This window comes from Micromonospora sp. WMMD1102 (assembly GCF_029626265.1).
Lineage (GTDB): Bacteria > Actinomycetota > Actinomycetes > Mycobacteriales > Micromonosporaceae > Plantactinospora.
Map to the genome: position 1 here is coordinate 6228626 of NZ_JARUBN010000001.1, position 13024 is coordinate 6241649.

The 13024-nt window shown below is 69.7% G+C and carries 9 protein-coding genes; 7 read left to right on the forward strand and 2 right to left on the reverse strand.

The window, feature by feature from the left end:
* Positions 1-95: 95 nt before the first annotated feature.
* On the forward strand, positions 96-2492 hold the full coding sequence (locus tag O7626_RS27940) for an RICIN domain-containing protein (protein ID WP_278064054.1): 2397 nt from the start codon (positions 96-98) through the stop codon (positions 2490-2492).
* Between the two features lie 83 nt (positions 2493-2575).
* On the opposite strand, the gene O7626_RS27945 is transcribed toward O7626_RS27940, so the two are convergent.
* Both O7626_RS27945 and O7626_RS27950 read right to left on the reverse strand, forming a co-directional pair.
* The gene (locus O7626_RS27945; RefSeq protein ID WP_278064055.1) at positions 2576-3133 is read right to left on the reverse strand and encodes a Uma2 family endonuclease; all 558 of its coding nucleotides are present in this window, start codon (positions 3131-3133) and stop codon (positions 2576-2578) included.
* A gap of 80 nt (positions 3134-3213) precedes the next feature.
* Positions 3214-4377, reverse strand: coding sequence for an acyl-CoA dehydrogenase family protein (locus tag O7626_RS27950; RefSeq protein WP_278064056.1), 1164 nt, complete (start codon positions 4375-4377; stop codon positions 3214-3216).
* A 281-nt stretch (positions 4378-4658) separates the two neighbouring features.
* Between O7626_RS27950 and O7626_RS27955 the strand changes: the two genes are divergently transcribed.
* The 6 genes from O7626_RS27955 (at position 4659) to O7626_RS27980 (ending at position 12982) form a co-directional block, all read left to right on the forward strand.
* Positions 4659-5846 (forward strand): cytochrome P450, encoded by a 1188-nt coding sequence (locus O7626_RS27955; protein WP_278064057.1) that lies wholly within the window; start codon positions 4659-4661, stop codon positions 5844-5846.
* A gap of 81 nt (positions 5847-5927) precedes the next feature.
* Positions 5928-7610, forward strand: a complete 1683-nt coding sequence (locus tag O7626_RS27960) for a non-ribosomal peptide synthetase (protein WP_278066343.1) — start codon at positions 5928-5930, stop codon at positions 7608-7610.
* A 5-nt stretch (positions 7611-7615) separates the two neighbouring features.
* Positions 7616-8392 (forward strand): alpha/beta fold hydrolase, encoded by a 777-nt coding sequence (locus O7626_RS27965; protein ID WP_278064058.1) that lies wholly within the window; start codon positions 7616-7618, stop codon positions 8390-8392.
* Positions 8389-9174: an alpha/beta fold hydrolase gene (locus O7626_RS27970; protein ID WP_278064059.1), complete on the forward strand. Its 786-nt coding sequence runs from the start codon at positions 8389-8391 to the stop codon at positions 9172-9174. The genes O7626_RS27965 and O7626_RS27970 overlap by 4 nt, the downstream gene beginning before the upstream one ends.
* A 2-nt stretch (positions 9175-9176) precedes the next feature.
* A complete protein-coding gene (locus O7626_RS27975) occupies positions 9177-11048 on the forward strand; it encodes an amino acid adenylation domain-containing protein (RefSeq protein WP_278064060.1) in 1872 nt (623 codons plus the stop codon).
* A gap of 506 nt (positions 11049-11554) precedes the next feature.
* Entirely contained in the window at positions 11555-12982 is a 1428-nt protein-coding gene (locus tag O7626_RS27980) for a UDP-glucose/GDP-mannose dehydrogenase family protein (RefSeq protein WP_278064061.1), read from the forward strand.
* The last annotated feature ends 42 nt before the right edge of the window (positions 12983-13024 follow it).

Genomic DNA, 13024 nt, shown 5'->3' on the forward strand with positions numbered 1-13024 from the left:
AACATAATTCGTATGATGAACTTCGAGACGGAGAGCCTTCGGCGGGGCGCCTACCACCACCAGCACCACCCACCCCCAGGTAAGGAGACCGTCCCGTGTCCGTACCGTCATCTGCCCCCGGCCGGCGGCGGGTGCTGGCCGGCGCCGCCGCGGCGGCACTGGCCACAGTGGCCCTCGTCGCCGCCGCACCCTCCCCCGCGTCAGCCGCCACCACCACCCTCTACGCCGCCCCCTCCGGCAGCGGCACCACCTGCTCGGCCGCCCAGCCCTGTTCGCTGACCGGAGCGCAGACCGCAGTGCGCGGGCTCACCGCCGCGATGTCCGGCGACGTCGTCGTGCAGCTCGCCGACGGGGTCTACCGGCTCTCCGCGCCGTTGCGGTTCACCGCCGCCGACTCCGGCAACAACGGCTACCGGGTGGTCTGGCAGGCCGCCGCGTCGGCCCGCCCGGTGATCAGCGGCTCCCGGGCGGTCACCGGCTGGACCCAGGTCGACGCCGGCCGCAACATCTGGCGGGCCAACGTCGGCGCCGGCACCGAGAGCCGGCAGCTCTACGTCGACGGTGCCATCGCCACCCGGGCCCGCACCCAGGTCAACCGGGCCGACTTCACCCCGTCCAGCACCGGGATGCGGTTCACCAACAGCGCGCTCAACTACCTGAACAACCTGGCCAACCAGAGCCGGATCGAGATGGAGAGCGTCGGCTCCTTCACCGACCGCTACTCCCCGGTGCAGAGCATCAGCGGAAACCTGATCACGATGCAGCAGCCGGCCTGGAACAACAACAACTTCGGGTACGACACCTTCACCAGCCCGCACCGGGCCGGCCCGCTCTACCTGACCAACGCGTACGAGTTCCTGGACGCCGCCAACGAGTGGTACCTGAACCGGACCACCGGTGACCTCTTCTACATCCCGCCGTCCGGGCAGAACATCAACAACCTCGGCATCGAACTGCCGACGTTGCAGTCCCTGCTGAACCTCGGCGGCACGTACGACGCACCGGCGCACCACGTCACGTTCAGCGGGATCACGTTCACCGGCACGAGTTGGCTCGGCCCGAGCAGTAACCAGGGCTACGTCGACCAGCAGACCGGCGCCTACATCGCCGGGAACTGGAGCTGGCCCGCCTTCAGCTCCTGCCACAACGGCTGCCCGCAATTCGAGGCCGCCCGGCCGAACTGGTTCCAGTCGCCGGCCGCCGTGCAGATCTCCGCTGCCAACAACATCACCGTCACCGACTCCCGGTTCTTCAACCTCGGGCAGACCGCGATCGGCATCGGCAACGACGCCAACGCGCACGCCAGCGGGGTGGGTCTGGGCGCCAGCAACATCACGATCGACCGGTCCGAGATCGCCCGCACCTCGGCCGGCGGCATCGTGGTCGGCGGCGTCCGCGCCGACGCCCACCACCCGAGCGACCAGCGGATGACCAACCGGGACATCACAATCAGCAACAACCGCATCCACGACATCGGCGTGGAGCACCGGGGCATCGTCTCGGTGCTGACCACCTACGTCAACACCGCCACCATCTCGCACAACGAGGTCTACAACATGCCGTACACCGGCATGTCCATGGGGTACGGCTGGGGCGCCAACGACGCCGGGGGCAGCAACCACTACGCCGACCGTGGCCTCTACAACTACCAGCCGCGCTACTCCACCCCGACCACGGCGTCGAACAACCGGCTGATCGGCAACTACGTGCACGACGTGATGCAGCAGATGAACGACGGCGGCTGCATCTACACCCTCTCGGCCAACCAGGGCGGGCTGATCAGCGACAACTACTGCCTGCGGACCAACGGCTACTTCGGGATCTACTTCGACGAGGGCTCGCGGTACTGGACCGCCCGGAACAACGTCTTCTCGAACACCGGCACCTGGGCCACCGCCAACTACTGGTTCGCCGAGAACATGGGCAACTTCACCGTCACCAACAACTGGTCGACGAACAACAGCACGAACGTGACGAACGGCGACCGGGGCAACGTGGTCAACAACAACGTCACGGTCAGCGGCGGCAACTGGCCGGCCGGCGCCCAGGCGGTGATGGCCGCCGCCGGGCCGCAGGGCGGCGGCGACGGACAACCACAGCCGCAGACCGGCCGGATCGTCGGGGCGCAGTCCGGGCGCTGCCTGGAGATCGGCGGATCGAGTACGGCCAACGGCACCCAGGCGCAGATCTGGGACTGCGGCACCGGCACCAACCAGCGGTGGACCTACACCAGCAGCGGGCAGCTCATGGTGTACGGCAACAAGTGCCTGGACGCCAACGGGCAGGGCACCGCCAACGGCACCCTGGCGATCATCTGGGACTGCAACGGGCAGACCAACCAGCGGTGGAACGTCAACTCGAACGGCACCATCACCGGCGTACAGTCCGGGCTCTGCCTGGACGCCAGCGGCAACGGGACCGCGAACGGCACCAAGGTGCACCTCTGGGCGTGCCACGGCGGCACCAACCAGCGCTGGACCCTGGGGAGCTGACCCAGACCGGGAGGTGGGGCCGATACGCCGACCGGCCCCACCTCCCGCCACACCGCACGCCGTGCGAAACCGCGACCGGACGATCAGCCGATCTGGTGGTCGGCCGGGTCGGTCTGCAACAGCCAGGCCAGGGGCATCTTCGCCGCCACCTCGTACGACCGGTCCGGGCCGAGGACGTGCAGGGTGACCGTCTGGGCCGCGTCCCGCTCGACCATCCAGTAGCGGGGGATGCCGGCCTGGGCGTACTCGCGGCGCTTGACCACCTCGTCCACCGCGGCCGAGCCGGGCGAGACGATCTCGATCACCAGAACCAGGTCGGTGAGGGTCAGCCAGACCGTCCGGGGCTGCGGCCGGGCCCAGACCGTGAGGTCGGGTATCCGGCCACCGTCGCCGTCTGGACCGGGGATCCGGAGGCCCGCGGCCTGCAACACCTGCTCGGCCGGCCAACCCGCCATCGCCAGCCAGACCAGGAGGCGGCTGGCGATCGCGGCATGCTCGGAATCGGGCGGCGGCATGATCGACAGGGCTCCCTCAGGGCTCAGCTCATACCGATGGCCGTGCTGGTCAGCACCGATCATGGCCGCCAGGTCGTCGAGCGTGACGACGGCGGGCAGATGCCTGCCGAACGCCTCCGCACTCATCCCAGCATCGTAGCCGCAGCCCGTTCCACCGGTCGGCGTCGCGTCGTCCCAGGCGTGGCGACGGCGTGCCGGGAGCGGCGTCAGTCCTTGAGGAGTTGCCGGGCCATCACGATCCGCTGGACCTGGTTGGTGCCCTCGTAGATCTGCGTGATCTTGGCGTCCCGCATCATCCGCTCGACCGGGTAGTCGCGGGTGTAGCCGTACCCGCCGAGGAGCTGCACCGCGTCGGTGGTGATCTCCATGGCGGCGTCCGAGGCGAAGCACTTCGCGGCGGCGCCGAAGTAGGTCAGGTCGGCGTCACCACGCTCCGACTTTCCGGCCGCCGCGTACGTCAACTGCCGGGCCGCCTCCAGCTTCATCCCCATGTCGGCGAGCATGAACTGGATGCCCTGGAACTCGGCGACCGCCCTGCCGAACTGCCTGCGCTCCCTGACGTACGCCTTGGCGTAGTCGAGCGCGCCCTGGGCGATCCCGAGCGCCTGGGCGGCGATGGTGACCCGGGTGTGGTCCAGGGTCCGCATAGCGGTGCCGAAGCCGGTCCCCGGCTCGCCGATCATGCGGTCGGCCGGGATCCGCACGCTGTCCAGGTAGACCTCGCGGGTCGGCGAGCCCTTGATGCCGAGCTTCTTCTCCGGTGCCCCGAAACTGACCCCGGGATCGGACTTCTCCACCACGAAGGCGGAAATGCCCCGGGACCGCGCCGCCGGATCGGTCACCGCGAAGACCGTGTAGTACTCCGACACCCCGGCGTTGGTGATCCACCGCTTGACCCCGTCGAGCACGTAGAAGTCGCCGTCACGCACCGCCCGGGTGGTCATCGAGGCGGCGTCGCTGCCCGCCTCCGGCTCGGAGAGGCAGTACGAGAACATCGCCTCGCCCCGGGCCACCGCGGGCAGGTAGCGCCGCTTCAGCTCGGCGGAGGCGGCCAGCAGCAGCGGCATGGTGCCAAGCTTGTTCACCGCCGGGATCAGCGATGACGCGGCACAGGCCCGGGCAACCTCCTCGATCACGATCGCGGTCGCGAGCGCGTCGGCGCCGGCTCCGCCGTACTCCTCGGGAATGTGCGGGGCGTGGAAGTCGGCGGCCTTCAGCGCCTCGTACGACGCCTTGGGGAACTCGCCGGTCTCGTCGACCTCGGCCGCCTGCGGCGCGACCTTGGCGTCGCAGACCTCCCGGACGGCCGCCCGCACCGCCTCGTGCTCCTCAGGCATCCGGTACGCGTCGAACGACGACTCCACGGTCATCACGGCACTCCCCGTCACTCGTCCTCGGCGGCATCCCGCCCCGACATCACGAGGGTACTTGTCAGTAACGAAGACATGATATCGGCAGGTGTTCGACGGCGGCCCCGACGAAGGAACCCGGCGGTCGTACCTCTTGATCTAGGAGTCACGACCTCGTTACATTGCCCTCGGCGCTCATCACGGAGCCGGAGATGTCGGGGGCACGCGTGGGGAGAACAACGGTTAGAGGGTGAGCTACCCGTATGAGAGACATCGACACACCGAAATCATCAGCGCGCGAGTTGAGCATCCTCTCGGTCCTGGGCCGTCCGCAGGCACAGGACGACCTGTTCCTACGCCTGAATCGAGAGGACCCGGTCCACTGGGACAGGTATGCCGGGCTCTGGCTCGTGTCAGGTCGCAGCGCGGTCGAAGCCGTGCTGACCGACAAGCGTTTCAGCGCCCGCCGAACGGTGAAGGCCGTCACGTCAACGGCGAGTGACTCCTCCGGGCTGCGCTCGTTCGTCCACGACGCGATCGCACGGCAGGCGCTCTTCCTCGATGGCCCGGAACACGCCAGGTGGCGCCGGATCATCCACCACGTACTCGAACCCGCGCGGGTCGCGGCACTCGAGCCGTGGATCGAAGAGGCCACCCGGAGCCTGCTGGCTGACCTGCCCGAGCAGTTCGACCTCGTGGCGACCGTCGCCCGGCCGCTGCCACTTTCCGTTGTGGTACGGCTACTCGGCCTACCGATCAGCGACGTCGGGGAAATCCAGGAATGGTCGGACGCCTACACCCGCCTGGTCACCGGCGTCAACCCGGTCACGGACCCGCAGACGATCTCGCTGGTCGCCGACTTCCTCGGCTACGCCGTCGACGTCGTCAAACTTGGCCGGTCCCGCCGGGGCGACGATGCCGTCGGCCGGATGGTGGGGGCTGCGGGAGACGCCACCGACCTCGACCTCGCGACGAACCTGGTCATGCTGTTGGCCGCCGGCCACCAGACCACCACGGGATTCCTTTCCGCCGCGGTCCTCGACCTGCTCAGCACCGCGCCTCAGCGCATCCCTCGACCGGATCTGGTTGCCGCCGACGTGGAACGGCTGCTGGCCCGGATCTCGCCATCCCGGTTCGTGGGCCGCCACGTGGTCGGCGACGTCGACCTCGACGGGCGGTCGCTACAGGCTGGGCACTCCGTCCTCGTGCTGCTCGCCGCCGCCAACTGGGCTGAAACCAACGGTGACGGCCACGCGGGATCGGCGCACGGACGCCACCTGGCCTTCGGGTTCGGCCGGCATCGCTGCCCAGGCGCACAGCTCGCCCGCCTCGAGTCCCGCGTCGTACTGCGCCGGATCATCGCCGACCCGAGGGGGCTCTCGCTGGTCGACGAGTCGACACCGTGGTCCGACAACATCAATCTCCCGAGTCCGATGTGCGTCCGGATCGCTCGCCGCACCGGACGAACCCCTGCCGGCGCGACCGGCTAGCCGACCGTCTGCGGAGGAATCAGGATGACCGAACGAACGAGCGTCGACACGACCTTCCGGAAGCGTACGGATGGCAGTGTCATGGGGCTGGTGGCCGGCCAGGTCCGGCGTCGACCAGACGCACCTGCCGTCGTCGACCACGACCGCATGCTGAGCTACGGCGAACTGGCTGACGCGGCCGACCTGGTGGCAGCGCAGCTGACCGACACCGGCCTGCGACCGGGCGGGGTGGTCGGGTTGACCGTTCCCCCTTCCGCAACCGCGATCGCCGCCGCGATGGGAGTTCTGCACGCCGGGGGTGTTCTGCTGCCGTGCGACCCGTCCCAACCGCCGCTGCGCCAGCAGCAGATCCTCCAAAGCTCGGACGCCGGCCTCGTGGTCGCAGCGGGAGCCCGCACGGACGCGGTACAGGTGGTCGCGACCGACGGCCGCCGCGTCCTGGCAGGTGCGGAGGTCGACCCCGCTTACGTCATCTACACGTCCGGCAGCACCGGTACGCCCAAGGGCGTGGTCTGCTCGCACCCGGCATGGGCGAACGTAGCACGGGCTCAGCACGGCATCGTGGGGATCGTGCCCGCCGACCGGGTAGCCCAGCTCGCACCGTGGTGCGTGGACGCCGCCCTGTTCGAGATGGTGCTCGCCCTGACGGCCGGGGCCACCCTCTGCGTCGCCCGTCCCGAAGACCGGTATCCCGGACCTCCCGCCGAGCGGTTCCTGCACGAGAACGATGTGACCGTGGCGGTGATGACGCCGTCGACCCTCCGGGCGCTGCGATCCGAGCGGCTGACGAACCTGCGGTTGATCATCAGCGCGGGTGAGGCGCTGCCGACCTCCGTCGCTCGCCCCTGGACCTCGAGCGTGCGGCTGTTGAACGCGTACGGTCCGACAGAAGGGACGATCTGGTCCACCTGGGCCGAGGTCACCGGCGATGAGGAAGAAGGAGACGGTACCGCACCGATCGGAATCCCTATCGGTGGCTGCGAGGTCACGGTCCGGGGGCCGGACCTCGAACCGGTCGGGGCCGGTCAGCGGGGCGAGATCTGCCTCGGCGGGATCGGGGTCGCGGTCGGCTACCTCGACCACGACGACACCGCCGAAGACCGGTTCACCACCGGTCAGGGTGGGCGCCTCCTCCGGACGGGCGACATCGGCAGCATCGATGCCCAAGGGCGCCTCCTGTTCCATGGCCGCGACGACGACCAGGTGAAACTGGGCGGACTGCGTGTCGAGCTCGGCGAGGTGCGCGAGGCCCTGCGGTCCCATCCAGCCGTCGACGACTGCGTGGTCCGGCCGGACGGCGGCCGTCTGGTGGCGCACCTCGTCCCGGCCCGGGACACGTCGGTGGACACCACAGACCTCATCGAGTGGATGGAGCGGCGGCTTCCGCTGGCCATGGTGCCGACGCTCTATGTGGAGATGGATAGCCTGCCACTCACCGCCTGGGGAAAGGTCGATGTCGCGGCATTGCCGGACGCCTCGGCGGTCCGGCCCCGGACGTCCGTCGATCGAACCCTGACGCCGACGGAGGCGCTGCTGCTGCGTGTTGCGATCGACACACTGCAGTTCGATCAACTCGGTCCCGACGACGACCTCTTCATGCTGGGCCTGACCTCCCTGTCCCTGGCCCGCCTGATGGTCGGGCTCAGCGAGGGCGCGGGCATCGACGTCGAGCCGGTCGACATCTTCGAGCATCCGACGATCAGCGCACTCGCGTCCGTGCTCGACGACCGAGCACGGCTGTCACCCACGCAGCTCGGGAGGTGATCGACGTGGCCTCCACCACCCCCGCGACCGGCTACGGGCCCTGGTTCAACTATGTCGTCCGGCGGAGGAAGCCGCGGCTGCGCCTGCTCTGCCTGGCCGGAGCGGGCAGCGGGCCGTCCGAGTTCGCACGCTGGGGCGAGGCCCTGCCGGAGACGGTCGAGGTCTGGCCGGTGCAGTTGCCCGGCCGGGAGCAACGCATGCGCGAGGCGCCGTGGTCGGACCTCGAACTCATCGTCGCGGCGGTGGCGACGGCGCTGGACGAGGCGGTCGATCCGTCCGACACGCCGCTGGTGTGCTTCGGTCACAGTTTCGGCGCCCTCGTCATGTTCGAGTGGTGCCAGCGCATTCAGGCGGATGCCCGAGCTACGGTCGCCGGCCTGATGGTGTGTGGCCTGGCCGCTCCCGGCCGGCCGGGCGGCCAGCCCGGCGTGGCGGAGCGGAACGACGCCGACCTGCTGGCCTGGATCGGTGAGCTGGGCGGCACCCCGCACGAACTGCTGAAACACTCGTGGTTCACCGACTGGCTGGTTCGCGACGTACGCACCGCCTACCAGATCCGCGGGCGTTACGACGCTTCCCGCACCGAACCGTTGTCCTGCTCGATCGTGGCCTTCGGCGGCGCGGACGACTTCGAGACCAGCGATGCCGACCTCGACGCGTGGGCGGAGTTCACCCGTTCCCGGTTCCGACGCCACACACTGCCAGGCGGCCACTTCTTCGTCCGGGACTCCCGCGACCGGCTGCTGACCCTGGTACGGGAAGAACTAGAGGCGCTGGCATGACCCTGCCGGACTCCGTACGCCGATGGTTTCCCGGTCTGCCGGCGGACCACGGCACACTGCCGACCGTCATCTGCCTCGCCGGCGCTGGCGGTGGGTCCGGCGAGTTTCGTGACTGGGGCCGCATCCTGCAGGGGAGGATCACGGTCGCGCCGGTGGCGCTACCAGGCAGGGAGCACCGTGTGGCGGAGTCGCTGCACGAGCCCGCGGCCGCGTTGGCCGACCAGATCGTGCGCGCGGTCGCACCGTTGACCACCCGGCCGTTCGCGTTGTTCGGTCACAGCCTCGGCGCGCTGCTGTTGTACGAGGTCGCCCGGCGCCTGGACGGCCCGGCCCGCCGGTCGTTGCGCCATCTCTTCGTCGGCGCGCAGCCGGCGCCGAGCTGGCCGCAGACCGACACGATCTACAGCACGATGACCGACGACGCGCTGATCGCCTATCTTCGCCGCCTCGGCGGTACGCCCGAACCAGTGCTCAACCACGCCCCGCTGATGGCGTTGTACCTGAAGGTGTTGCGGGCCGACGCCCGGCTGGCGGAGGAGTACGTGTATTCCGGTCCGGCCGGACTGGAATGCCCCCTGACCGTGTTCCGTGCCGCGCAGGACACCGAAACCCCGCCTCACACGCTGGCCGCCTGGGCGGTCGAGACGTCCGGACCGTTTCGGACCGTTGATCTGCCGGGAGGGCACTTCAGCCTGAGGACCGACCGCCACCACATCATCGACCGGATGGTTGCATGCCTCGCCGACCCTCCCGTGGGAAGCTCTCCGCAAGGGATCAGTTGAACATGTTCGACAAAATCGATGCGCGCGTGCTGGCGTGGAACCAGACTGCGACCGCCTATCCCCGGGACGCGAGTCTGGTCGCTCTGTTCGATGAAAGCGCCCGGCTGGCCGGCTCGGCGTGCGCGGTCGTGGACGGCGATCGTAGCCTCGACTATCAGGAACTCCACGCCAGGTCCAACGGCCTCGCACACGTGCTCGAGGCGGGCGGCGTCCGGGGCCGACGCGTCGGCGTCCTCGGCAAGCGCTGCGCCGACGCTGTCGTGGCCATGCTCGCCATTCTCAAGGCGGGAGGCGCGTACGTGCCCCTCGACGACTCGTACCCGCCGGCGAGGCTGCACTCGATGCTGGAGGCGGCAGGTGTGGGGTGTGTCGTCGTTTTGCCCGGCCAGGAGTCCGCGCCGTCGATGTCGGTGCCGACGTTCGACGTGGGTGACGCGTCCTGCCCCGACCCGCCGCGCTCGGCCAGCGAGGCCCGCGGCGAAGACCTCGCCTGCGTCATGTTCACGTCCGGCTCCACCGGCCAGCCGAAGGCGGTCGGCATGCGGCACCGCAACATATCGAGGCTTGCGATCAATTCCGATTTCACCACGCTCGACGGTACGGACCGGGTGCTGCACGCGTCGTCGCCATCGTTCGACGCCTCGTTGTTCGAGATCTGGTGTGCGCTGCTCCGGCAGGCCGGGCTGGTCGTGCTGCCGTCGAGCACCCTGCTGTCGCCAGGCGACTTCCAGGCCGCCATCCACCGCCACGGCATCACCACGGCATTCCTCACCACCGCCGTCTTCCACTACCTCGCCCGGCGCCGCCCCGGCATCTTCGGCGAGCTGCGTGAGCTACTCGTCGGCGGTGAAGTGGTCAATCCGGAGCGGGTTCGGCAGGTCCTGTCGTCCCGGCCGCCCGGCCGTCTCGTTCACTGCTACGGGCCAACCGAAGGCACGACCTTCACCACCACGTACCCCATCACCAAGCTGCCGGCCAGGCAGGCGAGCATTCCCATCGGCCGCCCGATCGCGAACGCGGCCTGCTATGTGCTGCGCGCCGACGGGACGCCGGCGGACGTCGACGAGTCGGGTGAGTTGTGGATCGGTGGCGACGGCGTAACCGCGGGCTACCTCAACGATACGGCCCTGACGGCCGAACGATTCCGACCGGACCCGTTCGACACCGACCCGTCGGCACGCCTCTACCGCACCGGTGACCGGGCATTGTGGCGGGCCGACGGCGTCATCGAGTTCCTCGGTCGAGTGGACACCCAGATCAAGATTCTCGGCCATCGTATCGAGCCCGCCGAGATCGAGTACCAGTTGTGCCAGGAGGAAACGGTCGCCGAGGCCGTGGTGACACGCGAGGAGAGTGACGAGGGAGAGGCGGTACATCTGGTGGCGCATATCGTCCCGGTCGACGGGGCGAGCGTCGGCGCGGCGGCATTGCGCCGCTCGCTGGCACAGCGCCTGCCGACCTATCTCGTACCGACGCGGTTCCACGAGCTGGATCGACTACCGCTGTTGCCGTCCGGCAAGGTCGACCGCGCGGCGCTGCCGTCCGCACGCCCCGCCGCCCCGCCGACGCGGGATGGCGTCCTGGAACAGACCGTCCGGCTCGCGTGGTTGTCAGCCCTGGCCGGCAGCGGAATCGACCCGGACTTCGACGCGCGGAGCACGCTTTTCGAACTCGGCTGCGGCTCGCTGGACCTCATCCGGATCCACGATCAGGTCGCGTCGTTGTTCCCGCTCCCCGACCTGTCGGTGACGGACCTCTTCGCCCACCCGTCCCTGCGCGCCTACACGATCCACCTTGCCGGCATGCTCGACCGAGCCTCGGCCCACACCGCCGCAGACGAGTCGACCGGTGGTGCATACATAGACCTGCCATAGCGGTAGTGGCGCGGTCGACCCGGCGCCCCGGGGCGGGCTGGGGAATCCGACACCGGTTCCCGTTCCGGCCGTGCCCTGGCCGATCAGCCGAGCCGAGCAAGGAGCCGATCAACCGACATAATCACCTGACGGGCGTCAGGAAGTGCCCTCTCTGGGCAGAAGGGATAGGAGTGCCTTCCCCTGCGGCCAGCCGCCCGCCTGCCTGCAGGTGGGGCATCCTGGGTCGTTGAAAGTACGCCTAACAGTAGAAATAGGGGGAATAGCCGCGATGCCGGGCGGTCCGGATGACCGGTACGCTGTGAAGATGCCGACCGAAGGTGCACCGGCAAGCGCGGTCCGCGTAGGCTCAGCGCTTGTCGTCCCGGCACCGGCGGCCACCCACCGGCCGAGCGCCGTCGACACCAGGTGAACAAGGCCCACAATGTCCGACATCGGCGCCCGCCTCCGGCGCCGAACTCCCACCGCGACGCAATGAAGCGCCGCCACTGCGAGCGGAGAACACAGGCGTGACGATCCCGTACCCGAGCACCCAGCCCATGCCGGCGATCCCGGCGGTCGCCCCGCCGTCCGGTGCCGCCCGCCCGCGGCTGACCTTCCTCGGCACCGGCTACCTGGGCGCGACGTACGCCATCTGCTTCGCCGAACTCGGCTACGAGGTGATCGGCTTCGACGTCGACGCCGAGAAGATCGCTAAGCTGGCCAGCGGCGAGGTACCGTTCCACGAGCCCGGCCTGGACGAGCTGCTCAAGCGCAACCTGGCGGCCGGTCGGCTCCGGTTCTCGACCGACATCGCCGAGACCGCCGTCTTCGGCGACGTGCACTTCATCTGCGTCGGCACCCCGCAGCGGGCCGACGGCATGGGCGCCGACCTGTCGTACGTCGAGGCGGCCGTCACCGGGCTCTCCCAGCACCTGATCCGCAAGGCGCTGATCGTCGGCAAGTCCACCGTCCCGGTCGGCACCGCCGAGTGGATCGAGCAGCTCGTCGGCAAGCACGCCGAGGCCGACCTCGGGGTCGAGGTGGCCTGGAGCCCCGAGTTCCTCCAGGAGGGCTTCGCCGTCGAGGACGTGCTCCGGCCCAACCGGATCGTGGTCGGGGTCAAGAGCGAGTGGGCCAACGGCATGCTCTACTCCGCGCACAAGGGCGTCTTCGACCTCGCCGCCACCGAGGACCGGGAGGTCCCGCTGGTGGTGACCGATTTCGCCACCGCCGAGCTGGTCAAGGTGGCCGCGAACGCCTTCCTGGCCACCAAGATCTCGTTCATCAACGCGATGGCCGAGGTCTGCGAGGTGGCCGGCGGCGACGTCACCCAGCTCGCCCGGGCGATCGGCTACGACCCCCGGATCGGCAACCGCTTCCTCCAGGCCGGCGTCGGCTTCGGCGGCGGCTGCCTGCCCAAGGACATCCGGGCGTTCCAGGCCCGCGCCCAGGAGCTGGGCGCCGGCGAGGCGCTGCGCTTCCTGCACGAGGTCGACCTGATCAACCTGCGCCGCCGCAGCCGGGTGCTCCAGCTCGCCGCCGAACTGCTCGGCCGCCGGTACGGGCCGGCCGGGCCGGACCTCTCCGGCACCCGGATCGCGGTGCTCGGCGCCACCTTCAAGCCGAACTCCGACGACGTGCGGGACGCCCCCTCGCTGGCCGTCGCCGCCGCCCTGCACAAGGCCGGCGCCGACGTGCACGTGCACGACCCGCAGGGCATGGAGAACGCCCGCCGGGAGCGGCCCGAGCTGACCTACGAGGCCAGCATGGAGGAGGCGGTGCGCGGGGCCGACCTGCTCTGCGTACTCACCGAGTGGGCCGACTTCCGCAACGCCGACCCGGTGGCACTCGGCGAACTCGCCGCCGGACGGCGGGTGGTGGACGGCCGAAACTGCCTCGACTCCGGACTGTGGACCCAGGCCGGCTGGGACTACCGGGGGATGGGCCGACCGTAACGCGGCGGAACGTCGCACCGGCCGGCCCTCGCTGGACCGGCC

Coding starts and splice junctions, on each gene's coding strand:
- O7626_RS27975 (WP_278064060.1), top strand. CDS start 9,177: ATGTTCGACAAAATCGATGCGCGCGTGCTGGCGTGGAACCAGACTGCG.
- O7626_RS27970 (WP_278064059.1), top strand. CDS start 8,389: ATGACCCTGCCGGACTCCGTACGCCGATGGTTTCCCGGTCTGCCGGCG.
- O7626_RS27950 (WP_278064056.1), bottom strand. CDS start 4,377: ATGACCGTGGAGTCGTCGTTCGACGCGTACCGGATGCCTGAGGAGCAC.
- O7626_RS27960 (WP_278066343.1), top strand. CDS start 5,928: ATGGGGCTGGTGGCCGGCCAGGTCCGGCGTCGACCAGACGCACCTGCC.
- O7626_RS27945 (WP_278064055.1), bottom strand. CDS start 3,133: ATGAGTGCGGAGGCGTTCGGCAGGCATCTGCCCGCCGTCGTCACGCTC.